Origin of the sequence: Arthrobacter sp. AOP36-A1-22 (assembly GCF_052377615.1) — a bacterium.
GTDB lineage: Bacteria > Actinomycetota > Actinomycetes > Actinomycetales > Micrococcaceae > Arthrobacter_H.
Genome location: NZ_JBQSWX010000013.1, coordinates 15,320 through 37,386, shown reverse-complemented (window position 1 = coordinate 37,386; position 22,067 = coordinate 15,320). Strand labels below are relative to the sequence as shown.

Here is a 22,067-nt window from a genome sequence, read left to right as displayed (position 1 = left end):
CGCGTACTTGCGAATGAATCAGACCGCTCGCTTCCTCAGCCGACGGCGCTCACGCTCGGAGAGGCCGCCCCAGATACCGAAGCGTTCGTCATTGGACAGCGCATACTCCAAGCATTCGGAACGAACGTTGCAGGCACCGCAGACCTTTTTTGCGTCACGCGTCGAGCCTCCCTTTTCGGGGAAGAAGGCTTCGGGATCGGTCTGGGCGCATAATGCTTCGGTCTGCCAGCCGAGCTCTCCCTCGTCATCTGCGCCGGGGTAGCCCGGCATGCCGAGCCACAACTGCTGCTGCGGGTCCACTTCGGCGGGAGCCGTCTGGGCGGGGCGCTCCACGGGCAGGTCACGCACCGGAGCCAGGAGGGCCTCTGGAGTTTCAACATCGGACTCGTGGGCGGCCAAGAATGCCGTGGCCTGGTCATCGAGGTCCAGTCCGGCGGCCCGGTAGTTCTCTGCCGCCGCATTGTCTGCGGGATCGAGGAACCAGTCTGCGGGGACTCCACGAGAGCCGTACCTCTTTGACGCCTGTTCGGCTTGGCTGGGATCGTAAATGCGCTCTGCGTTCCCCATGGTGTGCGCCCTTCCGCTGGTTGGCTGTCTCTCTTACACCGGCCACCTACCCGACCTGTCGAACGGTAACCGTCCGTCCTACGTCTGGTCGCGTGAGCGGCCACGGCTTAGTCCGTGGTCTGGAAAAAGCTGCTTCTCCTACTAATTACAATGGTGTAACTCACCGACGTCAAGTGGAGGCGGTGATTCTATAGATGGAAGCCTTCCGATCCATGTCGCAACACGCCCGATATATGAGTGTACCGATGGGCGTGTCCGACAGTTCCCCGGATTATCAGGGTTTTCACAGGTTTGAGAGGATTGAGCCCATGACCACCGATACCGATTCGTTAGATTTTACAAACCGATTGCTCTCCAGACACCGGGACTCCGCCTCCCCGCTGCTGACCTGGTACGGCGATCCCGGTGAACGCGTGGAACTGAGCGGCCATGTTTTCGACAACTGGGTCGCGAAATCGGCGAACCTCCTCGTCGAGGAATTCGACGCCGGTCCCGGGACCAGGATCTTGCTCGATCTGCCGGCTCACTGGAAATCTTTGGCGATCGCGTTCGCCATCTGGTCTACCGGCGCCGAACTCATCCTTCCGGTATCCGGCACCGAGAGCCCGCTCCACGAGTGGGCCAGCCACCACCACGGCACGACGGGTTCCCCCGATGTGGTGCTCACCGGCAACCCCAGCACGGCCACCGAGGTCTTCCCCGCCGCTGAGGTCGTGGCCGTTGGGCTGGAGTCCCTGGCCTTGTCCTTCCCCGGGGAAGTTCCTTCGGGGTGCCTGGATTACGTGGCCGAGGTTCGCGGTTTCGGAGACTACTACTTGGCTGATCCGGTACCGGCTGCCGCCCCGGCGTTGACCGCCGATGACGGTACCGGGGACTTGGACTATGCACAGCTCTTTTCCCTGCCCGCAGCCCACGGCACGGCCCTGCTGGGCCCCGTCACCGACCTCGGCACGACGTTGCGGGCTGCCGTGGCCCAATGGCGGGGGGATTCACCGCTGGTGCTCCTCGGCCCCGGGGCCTCCCCCACACAGCGGATGCTCGACGATGAACGCGTGGAACGACACCTTTAAAGACAACCGCCCGCCCCGACGATGTCATCGCGGGGCGGGCCTGACAGCTTCGGAACCTAGTGCGCTGTGGGGTTGGGGTCGCCGCCTTCGCGCGGCATCCCGTCTTCCTGAGCCATGCTGGCGGTTTCGGGGTGACCGATCAGGTCATGGTCTTGGTTGAAGCCCGGCTCGTTGTCTAGCTCTTCGGTGAAGACCCAGAAGCGGTATGCGAAAAAGCGGAAGATCGTGCCCAACACCAGGCCGACGACCGACCCGGCGATGAACAGGCTGGTCGAATCGGTCAGACCGATCCAGTATTTGGTGACCCAGACGCAGGCCGCGGCAATGAACAAGCCGATGCCGTTCATGATGATGAACAACACCAGTTCGCGCACCACTGAAGCCCGGCGGCGATGCCTAAAGGTCCAGTAACGGTTGGCGACCCAAGAGAACATGGTGGCGACGATCCCGGCGACGATCTTGGCCTTGACCTCGGAACCGTGCATCGGCCCGTTCATCATCCACAGGAAGATCGACGTATCAATGATGAACGCCACACCGCCGACGACGCCGAATTTCATGACCTCTCGCCACAGCATGGTGAAAAGGCCTTGGCATTTTTTCGCCAACTCGTTGAGCATGTTCCTCCACAGACGGTGTTCAGTGCGGGTAAAAACCCCGAGATTCGGGGCTCCAGCAGGAGCCGGTCCACTGCGTCCGTGACGCGGCCAGCTCCCCATTCTATCGGCTGCAACTCAAAGTTTCCTCATAATCCCCCGTTCAGGGCCCCGTCACGGCCGATGGACTGGTCTCGGTTCGGTACCCTGAAGAGGTGAATTTTCCTGTGATTGGCGTGGTCGGTGGTGGCCAACTTGCCCGAATGATGGCCCCTGAAGCAACGAACCTCGGTTTTGACCTGAGGGTTTTGGCCGAGGGGCCAGAGGTCTCGGCAGTCGCTGCCGTCGCCCAGGCCCCGGTCGGCGACTACCGGGATCTGGAAACCCTGCGGGAGTTCGCCGCCGGCGTCGACGTGATCACCTTCGATCACGAGCATGTCCCCAACGAACACCTCAGGGCCCTGATCGACGAGGGGATTAATGTCCAGCCCCGTCCCGAAGCCCTGATCCATGCCCAGGACAAGCTGGTCATGCGGGCTGCCATCGACCAGCTCGGACTACCGAACCCGGTGTGGGCCCGGGTCGCTTCGATCGAGGAGCTCATTACTTTTGGTGATTCCACCGGATGGCCCGTGGTGCTCAAGACCCCACGCGGCGGATACGACGGCAAGGGGGTGCGGATGCTCGACGATGCGGCCGCAGCATCCGAATGCGCCGACTGGTTCGCCGCCGGAACCGACTTGCTGGCCGAGGAGAAGGTTGATTTCAGCCGGGAGCTCTCGGCTCTCGTGGCTCGCACCACCTCGGGTGAAGCCCGTGGCTGGCCTGTAGTGCACACCATCCAGGTTGACGGGGTCTGCGACGAAGTCATCGCCCCGGCCCCCGGACTGGACCCGGCCACTGCTGAGGCGGCCCGTGAAGCGGCACTGAGCATCGCGGAGGCTTTCGGCGTCACCGGCGTCATGGCTGCCGAACTCTTCGAAACCCCCGGCCGCGGCCCGGGATTCGTCATCAACGAACTGGCCATGCGCCCCCACAACACCGGCCACTGGACGATGAACGGTTCGGTGACCAGCCAATTCGAACAGCACCTGCGCGCCGTGCTGGACCTCCCGTTGGGCGACACCAGTGCATTGGGCGAGGTGACCGTCATGAAGAATTTCCTCGGCGGGGCGAACCCCGAGCTCTATTCAGCTTTCCCTGCCGCTTTGGCCGCGCAACCCCGCGTCAAGATCCACGTCTACGGCAAGTCCGTACGGCCCGGCCGTAAGATCGGTCACGTCAACCTCGTCGGCGCCGCCGGCCAGACCGTCGACGATGTCCGCCGCACCGCCACGCAGGTGGCAGACATCATCCGCGACGGGGCCCCGGGGCCGGCCTCAACCGAAGGAGCCCGAACCGCATGAACACCGCGAAGCCCCTCGTCGGTGTCGTCATGGGTTCCGACTCCGACTGGCCCGTCATGCGCCTGGCAGCCGAAGCCCTCACGGAATTCGGCATCCCCTTCGAAGCCGATGTCGTCTCGGCCCACCGCATGCCCGACGAGATGATCGACTATGGCAAAACGGCTCACGAACGCGGTCTGCGGGTCATCATTGCCGGTGCCGGCGGCGCCGCCCACCTGCCGGGGATGCTCGCCTCCGTCACTCCCCTTCCGGTGATCGGCGTGCCGGTCCCGCTGAAGACCCTCGATGGCATGGATTCGCTGCTGTCCATCGTGCAGATGCCCGCAGGGGTACCGGTGGCCACCGTCTCCATCGGTGGTGCCCGCAATGCCGGGTTATTGGCCGTCCGCACCTTGGCCAGTGGTACCGATGAGCTGGCCACCAGCTTGCGTTCTCGTCTGGTCGACTTTGCGGACGAACTCCGTCAGCAGGCCTCCGCCAAGGGAGACCGCCTCCGCCAGCGTCTCACCGAGGAGATGGGGCTCGGTTCCTGACCCATGAGCAAACAGACGCCGCGTTTCTCCCCCGCACAGAATCCAGTGCGGGATCCCGAACACGCCTCCGCACCGATCCGGACCAAACGGGCTTTCTTCCTGCTGGCCCTGACCGTTTTCATTCCGGGTGGGGCGCAGGTAGTGGCCGGCAACCGGACTCTGGGGCGCCGGGTCCTGACGGTTACCCTCACCTGTTGGGCGCTGATCATCATCGGCCTCGTGGTCGCCCTCATCAACCGTGGAACCGTTATCGAGGTTCTGGCCAAGCCGGTCATCCAACTGATCCTCGTCATCGTCCTGCTGCTGTTGGCCGCCGGATGGATGCTGATGTTCATCAATACGTTGTTGATCATCCGGCCGCGTTTATTGACTCCGGCCATGCGCGGCGTTGTCGCGGCGTCAACGGTCGTCCTGATGGTTCTCACCGGAGGCGTTCTGGGCTACGGTGCGTTCATACTCAACACTGGCCGGGACACCATCCAGAATGTCTTTGCCTCGGGTCCTTCCATGGACCCCGTCGATGGGCGCTACAACATCCTGTTGATGGGTGGCGACGCAGGGGCCGGAAGGACGGGGCTGCGGCCCGATTCGATGGCCGTGGTGAGCATCGACGCGAAATCGGGGCGAACCGCGATGATCTCCATTCCTCGTAACCTGCAAAATGCTCCGTTCCCGAAGGACTCTCCGCTCCACGACGTCTACCCCCGCGGTTTCGACTGCGGCGATGAGTGCATCATCAACGCCCTCTACCCCACGGTTGAGGCCGATCATGCCGATCTGTATCCGGGCAAGGCCAACCCGGGCGCCGAGGCGATGATGGATGCCGCCACCGGCATCACGGGCATCGATGTCCAGGCGTACGTGGTGATCGATATGGACGGGTTCTCCACCTTCATCGACGCCATGGGCGGGGTCACCGTTGAGTCCGGAGGCTGGGTCCCCTATAACGCCAAGAAATGGCCTGGGACGCTCGTGAACACCCATTGGTTCTCCCCCGGAACGAAGAAATTCACCGGCAAGCAGGCACTCTGGTTCGCCCGCTCACGTGATTTCACCACCGACTACCACCGCATCCGCCGCCAACAGTGCTTGCAGCAGGCGATGATCAACCAGTTCAAGCCCTCCACGGTGTTGACCCGGTTCTCCGACATCATGTCCGCAGGTGAGGATCTACTCGAAACTGACATCCCACAGTCCCAACTCGGCAGTTTCCTCAACCTCGCCAATAAGGCCGGCAAGAACCCCTTTAAGCGCCTCACCCTCGGCGCCCCGGACTTCGGCACCACTTCCGACCGGTTCTCCACCTTCCCCGACTACAGCCAGATCCATACCCGTGTCGACGGGCTGCTGGAGGAGGCCACCGATGCTGGCGCCCGGGCGGCTGCTGACAAGAAATCAGCTGCCGCCGCAAAGAAGAAGTCAGCGTCGGCCGATAAATCCGCCTCCGGGGAGACGAAGTCAGCGTCGGCGGCGCCCACCAAGCCTGCCACCGACGCCAAGTCGGCGGTTCCGGAAGCCATCGAGGGCAACACCGATCCCACGGCGGTTCCTTCCACGCAGCCGGATGGCTCCCCCATCACCGAGAAGTATCTGGTCCAGCTCGAAATCAACGGACAACGCACACTCATCTCGGAGATCGCAGCCAATAACAACGAGTGCAGCGCACCATGACCCGCATCGCCGTCCGACGACGGAGGTACCGGGGACCTAGCGCACTGGCCTAGATTGGGTGGTAGCGCCCCGTATCGACCCAGCTGCCAAGGAGCCGAATGTACCGCCTGAGCAATACCGTCAGGGACTATCCGTGGGGATCGTCCACGGCCATCGCCGAACTCATCGGAGCCGAGGCAACGGGGGGCCCCGAAGCAGAAATGTGGATCGGGGCACATCCCGACTCCCCCTCGAAGGCCAGCCACCCGGACGTCGACGGCACGACTCCGCTCAATGAGCTGATCGCCACCGACCCCACCCTCTTTCTCGGTGAGGAGACGTCCACCCGCTTTGGGCGGCTTCCGTTCTTGGCGAAGATCCTCGCCGCGGAAAAACCGCTCTCCTTGCAGGTCCACCCCACTCTGGAGCAGGCCCGTGCCGGTTTTGCCGCGGAGGAGGAAGCCGGCGTCGACCGTTCGGCACCGCACCGCAACTATAAGGACGACAACCACAAGCCCGAGCTCCTGTTCGCGCTCACCGGGTTCTCGGCCCTCTGCGGGTTCCGGGCCGCGCACGAGTCGGCGGCCCTCTTCACCTGGTTGGCCGAAACAATCGAGGCGGACCCCGAGCTCACCGACGAGAACGGCAGTGCCGTCCTCGCGGCCCGACATACGGCCACCACCCTGAGCCAAGGCGATCTGCGGGGGGCATTCACCGACTTGCTCTCCGGAGGCCAAGACGTTGTCCGTCTCGTCGGGCTCGCCAGCGCGGCCGTTGCTTCAGGCCGCCAGACGGTTCCTGATAACGGTCTGGCGGAGCTGGAATCGCTGAACGGTTTCTATGCCGGCGATCCTGGGGTCCTCGTCTCGTTGATGCTCAACCACATCACCTTGGAACCCGGGCAGGCCATCTACCTTCCTGCGGGAAATATCCACGCCTACCTGCGGGGACTGGGGGTGGAAGTCATGGCTAGTTCGGATAACGTCTTGCGCGGCGGGCTGACCGGCAAACATATCGATCTACCTGAACTGATGGACACGGTTGACTTCCAAAGTCTGGGCGTCCCGTATCTGGAAGCCGCGAAGAACATGCTCGGCCAGGAGATCTACCGGCCGCCCTTCGACGAATTCCAGCTCCAACGCATCGCGTTGCCCGGTGATGCCCTGCTGGCCGGAGAGGACGTTGCCGTCGCCCAGAACGGCCCGGTGACACTGATCTGTGTGTCCGGTGACCTGCTGCTGGATTCGCCTCGTGGTGATCTGCAACTGACTCGCGGGGAATCGGCGTTCATTCCCGCTCACGAAGCTCCGGTGGTGGCCAAACGTCTCGGCGAGGGACCGGCCGTGGCGTTCGCCGTGACCACCGCCGAAACGAACTAACCCGCAAGGCTCGTGGCCTCACGGGTTAGCTTTTCTCGGGCTCGATCGCCTATCGGGTGTAAGGCTCCCACTTGCGTGACTGGTGCTCGCCCTCGACGGTCCGGATCGTCCCGGATTTCGAACGCATGACGATCGAGTGCGTGAAGATCTTGTCGTTCTTGTAGCGCACTCCGGTCAGTAGATCGCCGTCGGTGATGGCGGTCATCGCGAAATAGCAGTTGTCACTGGTCACCAGATCGTTGGTGGACAGCACGCGATCCAGATCGTGCCCGGCATCGATGGCCTTTTGCTTCTCCTCGTCATCGGTGGGCCAGAGACGGCCCTGGATGACGCCGCCCAGCGAGCGGATGGCACAGGCAGTCACGATGCCCTCGGGGGTTCCCCCGATGCCCATCAACGCGTCGACACCCGATCCCTCACGGGTGGCCGAGATGGCGCCGGCGACATCGCCGTCCATGATGAACTTCGTGCGGGCCCCGGCATCGCGGATCTCCCGCACGAGCTTGGTATGACGTTCACGGTCCAGCACACAGACGGTGATCTGGTTGATCGGCTTGTTCTTGGCCTTGGCGATCAGGTAAAGGTTCTGCTTCACCGGCAGGCGCAGGTCCACCAATTCGGCGGCCTCCGGGCCGGTGACCAACTTCTCCATGTAGAACACGGCCGACGGGTCAAACATGGAACCGCGTTCGGCCATGGCCAGGACAGCTACCGAGTTGTTGATGCCCAGTGCCGTCAGGCGGGTCCCATCGATGGGATCAACGGCGACATCGACCTCGGGCCCGGTACCGTCCCCGACGACTTCGCCGTTGAAGAGCATCGGGGCTTCATCCTTTTCGCCTTCTCCGATCACGACGGTCCCGGTGACAGACACGGTGGAGAGCAGCGAACGCATGGCGTCGACGGCCGCACCGTCTGCCGAGTTCTTGTCCCCGAAGCCGACCCAGGGGCTGGCGGCTATCGCGGCAGCCTCCGTGACACGTACCAGCTCCAAGGCCAGGTTGCGGTCCGGTTCGGCATCGCCGACGGACAGTCGGGGGGACAGGTGGGCAAAATTTGTGGCTTCTGTCACGGTGTTCCTCGTCGTCGAGTGGGTGTGGGTGCCATGGGCAACGCCTTCGAGCATATCCGCTGAAACGACGGATGGGGTGGTGATGACCGACACCGCGTCATCCACGGTCCCGAAAATCGGGGACAATGGAGGCGTGAGTGATGCACCCCAGACGCCCCCAGATGCCGAAGAACCGCAGGTAACACCTGTCTTGACGCCCTCCCAGTCCAAACGGGCCAACCAATCGCTGAAGGGCATGATCATCTCCGTGCTGCTGACGGTTGCCGTTGCGGTACCGGTCATCGCCCTGAATCCGCCGAGCAACGACGATAAGTTCACACCTGACGTGAACGTCTCCGCGGTGGCTTCCCAGGCCGGCCAGGCAGCCGATTTCACACCGGTAGCCCCCGCAGTGCCCGCGGACTGGTACCCGAACTTCGCGCGCTGGAATTCCGGAAGCGCCGACAAGATCGACTACTGGGAAGTCGGTTATGTGACGGGCGACGAGGGCTTTGTCTGGATTCGTCAGACCGCCGATGCCACACCGGGCTGGATCGCCAAGATGAGCGAGGACGCTACCGAGTCCGGCACCGTAAAGGTCGACGGGACCACGTGGGAGTCCTACACCCGAGAGGCAAACGTCAGTTGGGTTCGCAAGACCAAGGAATCGACGCTCATGCTCAGCTCCGATTCCGGCGATGAAGTGCTCCAAAAGGCCGCCCGGTCCGTCATGAAGGACCAATCCAACTCAACGCAGTAGCGGATCTGCGCCGTGCCGGATGTACTCTTTTTTCATGTCTGCTGAATCTCTTGAGTCCGAATCCGCACCTCTCACCCCGGCCCAGGCCTGGACCAAACTGCGTGAGGGCAACGCCCGCTTCGTTGCCGGATCCACCAACCACCCGAACCAGGATTCTGCCCGTCGTTCGGCCCTGGTGAATACCCAGCATCCCTTCGCCGTCATCTTCGGTTGCTCGGATTCACGACTGGCCGCCGAGATCATCTTCGATGTCGGCCTCGGTGATGTGTTCGTTGTCCGGACCGCCGGGCACGTTCCCGACGATGCCGTGCTCGGTTCGCTCGAATACAGTGTTGCTCTGTTGGATGTCCCCCTCATCGTGGTCCTGGGCCACGACAGCTGCGGCGCCGTGACAGCGACGATGGACGCCTTCGAGACCGGGCAGATGCCCCCCGGGTTCATCCGGGATCTCGTCGAGCGCATCACCCCCTCGGTCATCACCGCCCAACGGGCAGGGGTCACCGATGTGAATACGACGGTCGAGGAGCACGTCAGGCAGTCCACTCACCGGTTGGTTGAATCCTCCAAGCTCATCTCGGACGCTGTCGACGCCGGTGAGACGGCCGTCATTGGCGTGACCTACCGCCTCGAAGAAGGCAAGGCAGAAATAGTGACGGGATTCGGCGCACTCTAGGTCATGGTGTGTCCCAGATGACGCCGCCCGGGATCGGGTTCGGGCCCCCGGGCGGCGTATGGTGATGTCATGGCTAGCAAGGATGAATTCCGTATTGAACATGACACCATGGGCGAAGTCCGCGTACCGGTCGACGCCCTTTATAGCGCACAAACGCAGCGCGCCGTAGAGAATTTCCCCATCTCCGGCAAGCGGCTCGAACGTCGCCATATCCAGGCGTTGGCCCGGGTGAAGCGTGCGGCAGCCCTGGCGAACGCGGAGCTAGGCGTCCTCGACGAGGAGATCGCCCGCGCCATCGTTGCTGCGGCCGAGCACGTGGCTTCCGGCGACTATGATGCGCACTTTCCCATCGACGTCTTCCAGACCGGTTCAGGGACGTCGTCGAATATGAATACCAATGAGGTTCTGGCAGCTCTGGCCAACCAGGGATTGGAAGCCGCCGGCAGTCAGGCCCGCGTTCACCCGAATGACCACGTCAACGCCTCGCAGTCCTCCAACGATGTCTTCCCGACGTCGGTCCACGTCGCCGTCACGGATGCGCTGCTCAACGATTTGGTTCCGGCGCTGAACCATCTCGCCGAAAGCCTGGGACGCAAGTCCGACGAGTTTGCCGACGTCGTGAAATCCGGTCGGACCCACCTCATGGATGCCACACCAGTGACCTTGGGGCAAGAATTCGGCGGCTACGCCGCCCAGATGCGCTACGGCGTCGAGCGGATCGAGGCCAGCCTCCCCCGAGTGGCAGAGGTCCCCTTGGGCGGAACGGCAGTCGGCACAGGCATCAACACGCCGGCAGGCTTCCCCCAGCGGGTCATTGCCCTGCTGGCCGAGGACACCGGTCTGCCCCTGACAGAGGCACGTAACCATTTCGAAGCCCAGGCAAACCGCGATGGGCTTGTCGAAGCCTCGGGTCAGCTGCGCAACATTGCCTATTCGATCATGAAGATCAACAACGATCTCCGGTGGATGGGGTCGGGCCCCAATACCGGTTTAGGTGAGATCGCCATCCCCGATCTGCAGCCGGGTTCCTCGATCATGCCCGGCAAGGTCAATCCGGTCATCAGTGAAGCCGCGATTCAGGTCGCCGCCCAGGTGATCGGCAACGACACCACGGTCTCCTTGTCCTCCACCAACGGTGCTTTCGAGCTCAACGTCGGGATTCCGGTGATGGCGGCGAACCTGCTCGAATCGATTCGCCTGTTGACCAATACCTCCCAGGTCATGGCGGACAAAATGGTCGATGGCATCACGGCCAACGTGGACCGGGCCCGTTTCCTGGCCGAAGCCTCCCCGTCGATCGTCACCCCGTTGAATAAGTTCATCGGCTACGAGAACGGCTCGAAGATCGCCAAGAAGGCCATCGCCGAAGGACTCACCGTGCGTGAGGCCACGATCGCGTTGGGCTTCCTTGAGAGCGGCGAACTCACCGAAGAGCAGCTCGATACAGCTCTGGATGTCGCCACGATGACCTCGCCTTCGGGCAAATAGGGCACAGCCCCCTCCTTCGGCGGCCCATTCCGGCAACGGGGTGGGCCGCCGTCATGCCCGGGGCCCTTCCGTCCGGCCAGACAGGTTCACGCTTCCGCGGCAGTGTGCGCAATTACACCACCTCCCGATTTGCACCCATGACCCAATAGTGCAAGACTGCACTATGTGAAGAAAAGTGCAACGGAGGCTCCGGGGGCCAGGGAACGTCGACGCATGGAAACCTATGCCGCGCTGACCAACCACGCCCGCACGCTGACCGCCGAACGTGAATTGAACGGATTCACGATCGAGGAACTCTGCGAGGCTGCCGGAGTCTCCCGCCGCACCTTCTTCAACTACTTCGCCACCAAGGAGGACGCCGTCCTGGGGGTGAAGTCCGCCGACCCGTTCAAGCCGTTCGCCCAGGATTTCCTGGACTCCGCTCGAACGTCCATGGCGAGCTCCTCCGGATCCACCACCGCACTTCCGTTGGATCAGGCCCTTCTGGAGTTGTTCATCCAGGCATATGCCACCATGGACGTCCCACCGACGGATATGGGTTCCTTCATGCAGATCATGCATTCGGAACCGGCGCTGATGAAACGGATGATTCATTCGGCAATGCAGCGTCAGCGAGCGCTGGCGGAACTGATCGCGCAACGTCAGGCTCTGGAACCGGAGGACCCGTTTGCGAATCTGGCTTCAACATTGTTTTCGCAGTTGGCCATGACGAGCTTCCAGGAATTCATCGGACACTCCAGCTCCTGCTCGACAGAGGGCATTACCTGCAATTCCACTGCTTCAGGAGCCCCTGCTGCTGCGGAAGAGACAGCCCCGGACGCGCTGGACAGATTCACCCGGATCCTGACCGAGAACTTCTCCCACGCCCGGCGTCTGTTCGGCACCTAGTACGCTGCCGGCCCCGGATCATTCCGGCTCCTGTCCGCGCACTTCGCATCACCCCTTTTCCTCATTTTCGGCTCCGCGGACACTCCCTCGAGCCCTGACCTTCTAGGAACCACCATGAGCACTACCGCGCCGCCGCAGTCCCCCGGCCTGATCGCGCTGACCCAACGCCGCATCTGGATCATCTTCTCGGCGCTCATCGCCGGCATGCTGCTCTCCAGCCTCGACCAGACGATCGTCTCCACCGCGATGCCCACGATCGTCGGCGAGCTCGGAGGAGTCGAGCATCAGGCCTGGATCACCACCGCCTATCTGCTGGCCACCACGATCGTCATGCCCATCTACGGCAAGTTCGGCGACGTGCTCGGCCGCCGCAATCTCTTTTTGATCGCGATTGCGCTGTTCACGCTGGCCTCAGTGGGTGCCGCCTTTGCGGGAACCTTCTGGATCTTCGTCTTCTTCCGCGCCCTCCAAGGGCTCGGCGGCGGTGGCCTGATGATCCTTTCGCAGGCCATCATCGCCGACATCATCCCGGCCTCGGAGCGCGGGAAGTACATGGGCCCTTTGGGCGGGATCTTCGGCCTCTCGGCAGTCGCGGGGCCTTTGCTGGGCGGCTTCTTCGTCGACCACCTGACCTGGCAGTGGGCCTTCTACATCAACATCCCGATCGGCATCGCCGCCTTCGCAGTCGCCTGGTTCGCGCTGACCCTGCCCAATAAGAAGGCAACAAAAGCCATCGACATCGCCGGCGTCGTCTTCCTGTCCATCGCCACGACCTGCCTGATCTTCTTCACCGACTTCGGCGGCAGTGCCGACCACGGCTGGTCCGCAGTGTCCACGTGGATGTGGGGAACTGGGTTGCTGGTGGCAGCGGCGGCCTTCGTCTTCGCCGAGCTGCGGGCCACTGATCCGATCATCCCCCTCGCACTGTTCCGCAACCGGGTGTTCGTCACGGCGACGGCCATCGGCTTCACTTTGGGCCTGGGCATGTTCGCTGCCATCGCTTTCGTCCCCACGTTCTTGCAGATGTCCTCCGGAACCTCTGCGGCAGTATCCGGCCTGCTGATGCTTCCGATGATGGTCGGCCTGATGGGCACCTCCATCTGGTCCGGCATCGCAATTTCCAGGTCCGGCAAATACAGGGCCTACCCCATCGCAGGTACGCTCACCACAGCTGCCGCCATGCTCGCCATGACGACGCTCTCCGCCGATACCCCGCTGTGGTTGATCTGCGTATTCCTGCTGGTTTTCGGGGCCGGCCTGGGCCTGATCATGCAGGTGGTCGTCCTCGTGGTGCAGAACGCCGTTCCCGCGGAGATGGTCGGCACCGCCACCAGTACCAACAACTATTTCCGTGAGGTCGGCGCCGCCTTGGGTGTGGCGATCTTCGGAGCGATCTTCACCAACAACCTCACGGAGAAGCTCACCGCGGTCTTCACCGGGGCGGGAGCTTCGGCCTCCGACGCCGGGCAGGCCACTGCCACGCTGGACCCCTCGGTCTTGGACAAGCTCCCGCAGGCATTGCAGGACGGCATCGTGACGGCCTATGCCGATTCGCTGGCACCGGTCTTCTGGTACCTGATCCCCTTCATCCTCATTGCCTTTGTCCTGGCACTCCTCCTGAAGCAGGTCCCGCTGTCCCACACGTCGGGAATGGTGGCCCGGGGCGAAGCGGTCTCAGGTGAGGAGGCGCTGGAGTTGGAAGCCCAGTTGCGCGCGGCGAAGAAGCCAGCCGGCACCTCAGCCCCTGCAGTTCCCGACGCCGGGTCGGAGAACTCGAACTAGCTGGTTGGGTCCCCGTTAGCAGTCCAGCGGCTATGCGATAGCTAATTGGTTCTCTGCAATCCAGCGATCCCAGTGTCTGAACGGCGTCATTCCGCCGAGGGACCCATGGGGACGTTCATGATTGTAGATGTCTTTCCATTCCTCGGCCAAGTACTTTGCCTCGGCCATCGTGTCCATGATTTCTCCGGTCAGTTGTTCCCTTCTGAATTGTGCATTGAAAGATTCAGCGAAGCCGTTCTGCCACGGCGAGCCTGGATCGATAAGCCGTATTGACTCCGGCCGTGGCGCACCAGTTGATCAGAGCAGCAGCTGTGAACTCCGGCCCGTTATCGGACCGGACGTAAGCCGGAGTGATGCCGGTTTCAGCGATGATGTCCTCCAGAGCGGCGACCACATCCGTGGCGGTAAACGACCGACGCGGAATGATCGCCAGGGCCGTGCGGCTGTACTCATCGATAACGTTGAAGAACCTAATATGCCGCCCGCAGGAGGTCGTATCGGATTGGAAGTCGAAGCTGACCACATGCATCGGATACTCGGCCCTGAGCCTCTTCTGCTCCCCGGCACCGGGCACGCTACGACGTTTCTTGCGTACCTTGGGCTTGCAGATGAGTTCCTCCAGGCGCCAGAGCCGGCGTATACGCTTCTCATTCAGCGCTATCCCGTCCCACTGCGGTTGCTCGAGTAGATGCCAGCGTGCTTTACGCCAGCCCCACGCCGGATACTTCACCGCGACCGCTCGTAGATCAGCGCGCAGCTGGGCCTCTTCGAAGCCGACCGCTGGGCGGCCTTTGCGCAGCGCTGAGCGATTCTGGCTGAGCACCTTGCAGGCAAATCTTTCAGTGCCCCGAACTTCTCCTGCGCCATGCGCACGGCACGGCGACGTGGTTCGGGGCTTAGAATTTTCCCCGCGCCACCTCGCTCAGAATGTCATTGGCCAGGACCTGATCGGCTAGGAGTTTCTTGAGCCTGGCGTTCTCCTTTTCGAGGTTTTTCACAGCCTTGGTCTGGCCGGCGTTCTTCTCGGATCCGTACTGCTGAAGCCACCGGTACCACGTCGCTTCAGTGATCTGTAGTTCCTTGATGACCTCGATCATCGGCCGTCCGTCGTTGAGTAGCTTCTGGCCCTGCCGTACTTTCGCGATGACCTGATCAGGGGTATGTCTACGTGCCATATCTATGAATTTCCTCCTGCATCCATTATCGGATGCGAAACTCACATAGTCACCGGGCTTCTACCAAGGGACCCAACCATAGCGACTGCGCTGGGAGGGCTCGCTACTGGACGTCAGGTGCACTGCCGCTTCCGGGGTCGCCACCCGGAAACTAAAGCTCTGCTCGAGATAGAGATGGACGTCATGGGCATCGTGGTGGCTGTAGCCGATGGATAGATCCTGCCCGGATTCGAAGAGGAAATCTCCACCGCGCAGGCTCATGACCACGGCGCCCTTGACGCCCGGGGCCCAGACGATCGGTCCATCGAGGATCTTTCGCAGATGTTCGGAGAGCAGGTAACCACCCCGTTCGGTGGACTGCACGACCGCCGTATAGTGCCCGGGGCCCAAGGCGAGCCCGAAGGGTCCCGAGATGCCCTCTTCCAATAATTGGTCAACCGCCTGAGCCACCCGCTTGGGGTAGTCAGAGAAGTGCTCCACCCGCGGGACGGTCGGCAGCGATGTGGCCTGGGTGATCCCGGTGATCTGTGCCTGCCGCCACCCATGGAATACCGCCTGGTTTTCGGCACTGGCCATCTGCAGCGCAGCCATGTCGAGGTTGGACAGGTCCACGTCGGCTGCCCCGCGCTCTCCATCCAATAGTTCGTCGCGGGAAACCGAAAAGGGTACTTGCATCTCGGCCAACGGCAAGACCCGGCGGCGCCTCGAAATAATCGGATCGTCATCGGAACCGGCCAGGCGTTCGGTGCGCCCCAAGTTCGTTGCAGAATAATCCCAACCGAAGGGGCCCGAGAAGTCGATGAGTTTGCGGGCGCCCAGTGTCGTGGTCAGACGATCCCGTGCTTCCTCGTCGAGGAGTTTCCAGCCGGTGGCGGTGATGGGTGCCAGCTCGCGGAGCAAGTGATTGGTGGTCATGATGCGGTTCCTTTCAACGAGCCGATCCCCAGGGAACCATCGGATGACCCCAGAGGTGTTGTCTGCCCAGATTCGGCGGTTCCAGTGGGATCTGAGTCGGCGGCTTCCTCGGCCGCTTCCCCGTTGTCGACGATGTCCCCGTCCTGGAAGAGGATTCCCCGGGCGATCTGCCCCCATTTCGGAGTTGCCCTGAAGAGGTATTCCAGCTCCATGCAGAAGTGCTTGAACTCCTCGCCTAGGGAGTTCTCCATGATGGCCCTGGCTGCCGGATCAGGTTCGAGGGATATCCGCTGCTCGTACCACCCGATGGCTTCGGCTTCCTCGGTGAGGTTCGTGCACATTCGGGCAAAGGTCCGCGTTTCGGCCGATAACTCGGCTGGCGGTTCGTGGTATTGCTCGGTTCCCATGCGTATCCCCTTCGCTCCGGGCCACCGACCTCGATGGCGGCTTCCCTAACGTCAGCCTAGTGGCGGAGCAGAGGCAACACCATGGGCGGGCCATCCACCGGCCATCCGGGTGATCACGCGCGCCAGCTCGTCCACGAACGCAGACGTCGACAGGCGCTGGGCGGCCGGGGTGTTCAAATGAGCCACGAGAGCCTCGGTCATGCCGCCGACAGCCATCAATCCAATCAGCCCCGTCGGGGACTCGGGGATCAGCCCGCGGCGAATCAATTCAAGCATCATGGCATCCATGGCCCGGGCAATCCCGGCAATCATCTGCCGCCGCCAAGACTCCAATTCCGGCGAAACACCCACGGCTTCGATCTCGAGCACCAGACCAAGGCGTTCGTCATCGAGCATGGGACCAACCCCAGCTTGGACTCCGCGGCGGATCATTCCATACGCCGTGTCATTTGCTTCGATCTGCAGGGTCATCACTCGTTGTTCGATCGCCTGGGTCGCTTCACGATAAATAGTTTCGAGGACTTCCTCGCGCCCTGAAAAGTATTCATAGAACGAACGGGACGAGACCCCCGCTTCGCGACATAAGCCCTGGACCGTGGTCGCGGCGTACCCCTGGGTTCCGAAGAGCTGCACGCCGGCTTCCAGAAGCTTCTGTCGGCGTACGGCGTCCCGCTGTGGGCGGGATACCCCTCGCCACCTCCGCTCGCTCACGGGCACAGCGTTTTGCTCCACCGCAGATTCTCCAGTCTTCACGGAATCCACTCTGCCACAGGCATTGAGCTTCACTTCGGTTCCAATTTATTGAAAATCTTTCTTTCCAATGTAAGGATCGTCACATGTCTTATTTCGTCAAGGAACGCGATCGAGCCCCCGCCGTCACCACGCCGATTCCCACGGACGTCTCCCTGCCGCGCACCTGCGTTATTGGGGCCGGGGCTTCGGGCTTGGCTGCCGTGAAGGCGCTGCACCAGGCCGCTGTGCCCGTCGATTGCTTCGAACAGGGCAGTATCGTCGGCGGAAATTGGGTCTTCGCGAACCCCAACGGCCAGTCCGCCTGCTACGAAACACTGGAAATCAACACATCGTGCCCGCGCATGGCCTTTTCTGATTTCCCGATGCCATCCGACTACCCCGCTTATGCCCGGCACGACCAGGTGGCCGACTATTTCGAGGCCTACGTGGACCACTTCGGTTTTCGTGAAAGGATCCGCTTCAACACCCGCGTGGACGAGGTCATCCCTGAAAATGGCGGCTGGAAGGTCGCCATCACCGGCCCCGACGGGACGGAGGAACACCACTATGATGCTGTCCTCGTCGCCAACGGGCACCACTGGGACGCCCGCTGGCCCGAGCCCGCCTATCCCGGGAATTTTGCCGGCGAACAATTACACGCCCACGACTACCGCTCGGCAGAACAGCTCAAGGAGAGGAATGTCGTGGTCGTTGGCGCTGGGAACTCGGCCTTGGATATCGCTTCCGAGGCCGGCAGGGTCGCCCACAGCGCCGTCCTGTCCCAACGCCGCGGCCAGTGGGTGCTGCGCAAGTACTTCCTCGGCCGGGCTTCGGACCAATTGGTTTTGCCTAAATGGCTGCCCTGGTGGGCCACCCGGGCCAGGCTGCGACTGGCATCGATTCTCTCCGGCAGCACCACGCGACTCGGATTGCCCCACCCCACACATGCTCCGGGCCAATCACATCCCGTCCAATCGGAACAAATTCGTCGGATGCTGAAGGTGGGGGCCGTGACACCGAAGCCAGGCATTGAACGACTCCACGGCGACCAGGTGGTGTTCACCGACGGGTCCGCGACAGCTGCGGATCTGATCATCTGGGCGACCGGCTACCGGGTCCGGTTCCCCTTCTTATCGGAGGACCTGGTCAACCCGGCGGGCAACGAGTTGCCGTTGTGGAAGCGCACCGTGCACCCTGATCATCCAGGGCTGTTCTTCATCGGCCTACTCCAGCCCATCGGCGCAGTGATGCCCTTGGCCGAGGCGCAGTCGCTCTGGGTGACGGAAATGCTGACCGGAAGCTACCTGGCACCGCCCGAGGCCACTATCCGTACACAGATGGAACGCGATCAGCAGCGCAATGCCCGTCGTTTCTACGCCTCGGCCCGGCACACGATGGAAGTCGATTTCGACAGCTACCTCTGGGACCTCGAACGAGAACGACGTCGTGGCTCGGCCCGTGCCAGTCAATCCGCAGCACGATCGCGCATTCATCAGGCGGTGACCGCATGACACCTCAGAAAGCACACCGGCGGCCTTCAGGCAACAGTCCAACCGACCGCGGTGGAGCGGTCATTACCGGTGCCGGTGGGGGCCTGGGACGGCAGCTCGCGTTGCGGTTGGCCCGGGCAGGATTCACCCTCCAGGTCACCGACGTCGATCTCCAGCAGGCCGAAGCCGTGGCGGCGAATATCAATGCGGAATTAGCGTTGCCCGCCGAACGGCAGGCCTTAGCCTCCGCCCTGGATGTCCGTGACGCTGCCGCTTGCTCAGCGGCCGCCGAGGCCGCCCGGTCTCGAGCAGGTTCCTTATCTCTCTGGGTCAATAATGCCGGGGCCCTCTTTACCGGTCCCGTCTGGGACCAGGACGAACGGCAGCGGCGTCTGGTTTTGGAAGTCAACGCCGCCGGGACCATCAACGGCACCCTGGCAGCACTGGAGTTGATGCGTGCGGCCAATGCCGGCCTGATCGTCAACGTCGCATCCTTGGCCGGCCTGGTCGGGGTCCCCGGGGAAGGGATCTACGCGGCTTCGAAGCACGCGGTCCTGGGCTTCAGCGTTTCGGCGCTGGCCGATTTGCGGGCTGCGGGGGTCAAGGGCGTCGATATTAGTTGCGTCTGTCCCGATGGGATGTGGACTCCGATGCTCCATGACAAACTCGATGATCCCGGTGCAGCCCTTTCCTTTACCGGCAAGCTCCTCCAACCGGGCGAGGTCGCGGATGTGGTCCTACGCGTCGTGGATAAACCGCGGCCCGTTACCGCGTGGCCACGCTGGCGCGGAGGCCAGGTGAGGCTCTTTGATACGTTCCCCCGGTTCGCCGTGGGACTGGCACCGCTGATGGTCGCCTACGGCCGCAAGCGGCAGGCGGCGTTCGCCCGGAAGCTGCGGTCCTGAGCGGCCCGGCCCGTTCCGGCCAGGTAACTCCGGGGTTCAGCTGAGGAAGCGTGCGGACGGGTCCGGGTCCCGCGCCCAGTCCACGGCCCGCTGGTGTTTGGGCGGCAAAGGTGGACGCTCTGCGTCGGAAAACCAGGCGACCTCGGTGTTCTCATCGTCGTTTACTCGGGCTTCTCCTGAGAGATAACGACAGGAGAACACGACGTCGAGGTACTGTGCGCGGTCGCCGTTGGGGTAGGTCACCGGGTCGGTGGTCCCGATTCCGGCCAGCCGTTCGACGGCGACCACGACGCCTGTTTCTTCCAGGACCTCCCTGACGGCAGTGGCCGCTGGTTCCTCACCGGGCTCCATGATTCCTGCGGGAAGGGTCCACCTGCCGTTATCGGCACGCTTGACCAACAGGAGGGCACCATCTTGGCGATGCACCACGGCTTTGACCCCCGATAGCCAGAGGGCATCATGACCAATTTTCTCGCGCAGGGACAGAATGAATTCCGGGGTTGGCATGTCCCTAGCCTGCCACGAAGAGGGCCGCCAACGTACCGATGACCAGGTAGGGGCCGAAAGCCAGCGATGTTTTCAGACCCGCACGGCGCAAAATAATGAACACCAAGGAGGCCAATCCGCCGAGCAGGAAAGTCGCCACGGTGCCCCACAGCAAATGGGACCAGCTCAAATACCCCAAATACAGTCCCATGATGCCGGCAAGTTTCACGTCTCCTAGTCCCATGCCTCGCGGCTGGACCATGTGCAGGAGGAGATAGAAGCTGAAGAGGATGGCGCCGCCCAGAAGGGTCCGCAACAGCCCCGCCCCATCCCCGGCCAGCAGCAGCGCCGCCCCGAGCAGGACGAGAGCGAACACGTACCACGGCAGAATGATCCGGTTGGGCAACAGATGCGTTCGGGCGTCGATCCACGTCAACCGTGCCCCGTTGATCACGAACAGCAGCAACGCCAGGACCAGCGGGACGAAGGCCACCGGCGCGTTCTCACGCAGTTCCTGAATCGCAGCGATCATGGCTCAACGCTAGCGCAGCCCACGACGGGGTGAGGCCACGGCTGTTTAGACTGTGGAGTATGACTATTCCTCCGACCACCCCGCCGCCATCTGGCCCCTCGGCGGTCTCCCGAGAGGATGCCGCAGCTTTCCGCCGACTCTGTAGGTCTTCGCCCTGGCGGTGGAGGACCCTGCGATTCGACGTGGAATGGTTCACCGCCAGCCCCACGGCGGGCCCGACCGCACCGGTGAAATTGCAGGAGGACCACACTCCCCTGGACGCCCTTTCCGCGCCGGCCGATATTGAGCGTGAAGAGGAGGTCATCCCCGAAGCCATCCCGCGAATCCGCGCCTGGTTGCGCCGTCCGGACGCCCTACGGGTCGAAGATGAGTCCTCCGAACTGCTGTTCAGCACCACATCGATCCACGCGTCCCGCGATGCCTTCTACATCACGGGCAACCGCAGCTCCTGGCTGCTGCCACCACGACTGGTGACACCTGTCTACGACGACGACGGGCTGATTGCCCGCCGCCCGGAAGCAGATTATGGTGACCCGGTCTTCGGGGATGCCCGCTGGTCCGCCATGCTCGATCCCGTGGAATTGGCCGGCAGTGCCCCGGTTCCACTGGAGTTCCCGTTGTCCAACGTCGTGGAAATCCATGAATTGAACGAAACCCGCCATGCGGGGCGAGCAGCGCTGGAAGCCGTGGTCTCACCCAATGTCACCTACACCCCGGAAACGGACGGGTTCCCGCTGTTGGAGGCCGGAAGGACCCGGCTGCGTATCGACCTCCAAACGGCGGTTTGTGTGTATACGGAGGCCTTGGACGGACCGGTTCAGGGCAACGGACACGACATCCACATCCACGCCGTCAACGAGTACATGCTCGATGACCTGTTCGTGGAGCATTCAATGAACCTGACCGATGTCCGGGACCATATCCCCTGGATCATCCGTGGACCGCAGGCCAGCCGAGGCGGCGAGTAGCTCACCGGCCACGCCTCCAGCCCGGGGGGCCGCCACTCCCCCGCGGCGTCGGAGCATGAGGGCGAGGACGACGGTCGCTGCCAGCAGCAGGATAACCGTCACGACACTGGCCTCGAGCCCGAAGGAACCTCCGGTCAACCACTCGGGGCCCGTGAGGCCCGTATGCCATTTCGAGGACGCCTTTCCGGTGCCCGAGATCGGAACACCCAATACGGGGCCCTGCACGATGTTCCACAGCATGTGGTAGCCGATCACCACCCACAGGGAACGCGTCAAGGCGTATGACACCCCCTCAAGCAGGCCCGCCTCGATGGCTGTAGCGATTCCCGCCCAGAGCGTCGCATCGGGGTTCGTTAGGTGGAACATTCCGAACACCCGCCCGGACACCACGACCGCCGTCCACGTGCCGGCGAATTCTTCCAGCAGGCGAAGGCCCATCTCCCGGAACGCCAGCTCCTCGGTCACCGCAGCTCCCAGCCCGGCGACCAGCATGAGTTCCAAGATCCCCGGGACATCCACCCCGGCAGGGGTCAGGAGCCGATAACTGCCCAGGACCATGATGAGACCGTAGGCGGCCAGCAGCCCGGCAGCCCCCCAGAGGGCCCCCACAGCCA

At 62.9% G+C, this 22,067-nt stretch carries 22 protein-coding genes and 1 pseudogene; 13 read left to right on the top strand and 10 right to left on the bottom strand.

What is annotated here, in order from left to right; translation table 11 throughout:
• Positions 1-18: 18 nt before the first annotated feature.
• Positions 19-567, bottom strand: coding sequence for a WhiB family transcriptional regulator (locus ACT3S2_RS09455; protein WP_087000483.1), 549 nt, complete (start codon positions 565-567; stop codon positions 19-21).
• A gap of 308 nt (positions 568-875) precedes the next feature.
• Here ACT3S2_RS09455 and ACT3S2_RS09450 point away from each other — a divergent pair, with 308 nt between their 5' ends.
• Complete coding sequence (locus ACT3S2_RS09450; protein ID WP_096223321.1) at positions 876-1,637, top strand: TIGR03089 family protein; 762 nt, start codon at positions 876-878, stop codon at positions 1,635-1,637.
• A 56-nt stretch (positions 1,638-1,693) separates the two neighbouring features.
• Here the strand turns inward: ACT3S2_RS09450 and ACT3S2_RS09445 are convergent, their stop codons facing one another.
• Positions 1,694-2,257, bottom strand: coding sequence for a GtrA family protein (locus tag ACT3S2_RS09445; protein WP_096223322.1), 564 nt, complete (start codon positions 2,255-2,257; stop codon positions 1,694-1,696).
• Positions 2,258-2,448: 191 nt separating this feature from the next.
• On the opposite strand from ACT3S2_RS09445, the gene ACT3S2_RS09440 reads away from it, so the two are divergent.
• From ACT3S2_RS09440 to manA, 4 genes are all read left to right on the top strand, one after another.
• Positions 2,449-3,639 carry a 5-(carboxyamino)imidazole ribonucleotide synthase gene (locus tag ACT3S2_RS09440; protein WP_096223323.1) on the top strand — a complete coding sequence of 397 codons (1,191 nt, stop codon included), beginning with the start codon at positions 2,449-2,451 and terminating at the stop codon, positions 3,637-3,639.
• Positions 3,636-4,172, top strand: a complete 537-nt coding sequence (gene purE / locus ACT3S2_RS09435) for a 5-(carboxyamino)imidazole ribonucleotide mutase (protein ID WP_096223324.1) — start codon at positions 3,636-3,638, stop codon at positions 4,170-4,172. Before ACT3S2_RS09440 ends, purE begins: the two co-directional genes overlap by 4 nt.
• A 3-nt stretch (positions 4,173-4,175) precedes the next feature.
• Positions 4,176-5,843 (top strand): LCP family protein, encoded by a 1,668-nt coding sequence (locus ACT3S2_RS09430; RefSeq protein ID WP_198962392.1) that lies wholly within the window; start codon positions 4,176-4,178, stop codon positions 5,841-5,843.
• 98 nt (positions 5,844-5,941) lie between these two features.
• Positions 5,942-7,201, top strand: coding sequence for a mannose-6-phosphate isomerase, class I (manA, locus tag ACT3S2_RS09425; protein WP_444561585.1), 1,260 nt, complete (start codon positions 5,942-5,944; stop codon positions 7,199-7,201).
• Positions 7,202-7,250: 49 nt separating this feature from the next.
• On the opposite strand, the gene glpX is transcribed toward manA, so the two are convergent.
• On the bottom strand, positions 7,251-8,327 hold the full coding sequence (glpX, locus tag ACT3S2_RS09420; RefSeq protein ID WP_087000471.1) for a class II fructose-bisphosphatase: 1,077 nt from the start codon (positions 8,325-8,327) through the stop codon (positions 7,251-7,253).
• Between the two features lie 79 nt (positions 8,328-8,406).
• Between glpX and ACT3S2_RS09415 the strand changes: the two genes are divergently transcribed.
• The 5 genes from ACT3S2_RS09415 to ACT3S2_RS09395 all read left to right on the top strand — a co-directional run bounded on the left by ACT3S2_RS09415 (position 8,407) and on the right by ACT3S2_RS09395 (position 13,843).
• Positions 8,407-9,012, top strand: coding sequence for a DUF4245 domain-containing protein (locus tag ACT3S2_RS09415; protein ID WP_158225898.1), 606 nt, complete (start codon positions 8,407-8,409; stop codon positions 9,010-9,012).
• 34 nt (positions 9,013-9,046) lie between these two features.
• Positions 9,047-9,685: a carbonic anhydrase gene (locus ACT3S2_RS09410; protein WP_087000467.1), complete on the top strand. Its 639-nt coding sequence runs from the start codon at positions 9,047-9,049 to the stop codon at positions 9,683-9,685.
• Positions 9,686-9,754: 69 nt separating this feature from the next.
• Positions 9,755-11,173: a class II fumarate hydratase gene (locus tag ACT3S2_RS09405; protein WP_441391769.1), complete on the top strand. Its 1,419-nt coding sequence runs from the start codon at positions 9,755-9,757 to the stop codon at positions 11,171-11,173.
• A gap of 165 nt (positions 11,174-11,338) precedes the next feature.
• A complete protein-coding gene (locus tag ACT3S2_RS09400) occupies positions 11,339-12,061 on the top strand; it encodes a TetR/AcrR family transcriptional regulator (protein ID WP_444561584.1) in 723 nt (240 codons plus the stop codon).
• A gap of 114 nt (positions 12,062-12,175) precedes the next feature.
• Positions 12,176-13,843, top strand: a complete 1,668-nt coding sequence (locus ACT3S2_RS09395; protein ID WP_096223329.1) for an MDR family MFS transporter — start codon at positions 12,176-12,178, stop codon at positions 13,841-13,843.
• A 30-nt stretch (positions 13,844-13,873) separates the two neighbouring features.
• Here ACT3S2_RS09395 and ACT3S2_RS09390 read toward each other — a convergent pair.
• The 4 genes and pseudogenes from ACT3S2_RS09390 to ACT3S2_RS09375 all read right to left on the bottom strand — a co-directional run bounded on the left by ACT3S2_RS09390 (position 13,874) and on the right by ACT3S2_RS09375 (position 17,093).
• Positions 13,874-15,018 (bottom strand): annotated as a pseudogene (locus tag ACT3S2_RS09390) (IS3 family transposase).
• 60 nt (positions 15,019-15,078) lie between these two features.
• Positions 15,079-15,933, bottom strand: coding sequence for a family 1 encapsulin nanocompartment shell protein (locus tag ACT3S2_RS09385; RefSeq protein ID WP_444561583.1), 855 nt, complete (start codon positions 15,931-15,933; stop codon positions 15,079-15,081).
• Positions 15,930-16,340, bottom strand: coding sequence for a ferritin family protein (locus tag ACT3S2_RS09380; RefSeq protein WP_444561582.1), 411 nt, complete (start codon positions 16,338-16,340; stop codon positions 15,930-15,932). Before ACT3S2_RS09380 ends, ACT3S2_RS09385 begins: the two co-directional genes overlap by 4 nt.
• Before the next feature lie 51 nt (positions 16,341-16,391).
• Complete coding sequence (locus ACT3S2_RS09375) at positions 16,392-17,093, bottom strand: TetR/AcrR family transcriptional regulator (RefSeq protein WP_444561581.1); 702 nt, start codon at positions 17,091-17,093, stop codon at positions 16,392-16,394.
• Positions 17,094-17,176: 83 nt separating this feature from the next.
• Between ACT3S2_RS09375 and ACT3S2_RS09370 the strand changes: the two genes are divergently transcribed.
• Positions 17,177-18,583 (top strand): flavin-containing monooxygenase, encoded by a 1,407-nt coding sequence (locus tag ACT3S2_RS09370; RefSeq protein ID WP_444561580.1) that lies wholly within the window; start codon positions 17,177-17,179, stop codon positions 18,581-18,583.
• Complete coding sequence (locus ACT3S2_RS09365) at positions 18,580-19,467, top strand: SDR family NAD(P)-dependent oxidoreductase (RefSeq protein WP_444561579.1); 888 nt, start codon at positions 18,580-18,582, stop codon at positions 19,465-19,467. The genes ACT3S2_RS09370 and ACT3S2_RS09365 overlap by 4 nt, the downstream gene beginning before the upstream one ends.
• 36 nt (positions 19,468-19,503) lie before the next feature.
• Here ACT3S2_RS09365 and ACT3S2_RS09360 read toward each other — a convergent pair whose 3' ends face one another.
• Complete coding sequence (locus ACT3S2_RS09360) at positions 19,504-19,974, bottom strand: NUDIX hydrolase (RefSeq protein WP_096223334.1); 471 nt, start codon at positions 19,972-19,974, stop codon at positions 19,504-19,506.
• Positions 19,975-19,978: 4 nt separating this feature from the next.
• Positions 19,979-20,485 carry a prepilin peptidase gene (locus ACT3S2_RS09355; RefSeq protein WP_444561578.1) on the bottom strand — a complete coding sequence of 169 codons (507 nt, stop codon included), beginning with the start codon at positions 20,483-20,485 and terminating at the stop codon, positions 19,979-19,981.
• A 182-nt stretch (positions 20,486-20,667) separates the two neighbouring features.
• On the opposite strand from ACT3S2_RS09355, the gene ACT3S2_RS09350 reads away from it, so the two are divergent.
• Complete coding sequence (locus ACT3S2_RS09350; RefSeq protein ID WP_444561577.1) at positions 20,668-21,453, top strand: hypothetical protein; 786 nt, start codon at positions 20,668-20,670, stop codon at positions 21,451-21,453.
• On the opposite strand, the gene ACT3S2_RS09345 is transcribed toward ACT3S2_RS09350, so the two are convergent.
• Positions 21,376-22,062, bottom strand: a complete 687-nt coding sequence (locus ACT3S2_RS09345; RefSeq protein WP_444561576.1) for a lysostaphin resistance A-like protein — start codon at positions 22,060-22,062, stop codon at positions 21,376-21,378. The genes ACT3S2_RS09350 and ACT3S2_RS09345 overlap by 78 nt on opposite strands.
• Positions 22,063-22,067 lie beyond the last annotated feature (5 nt).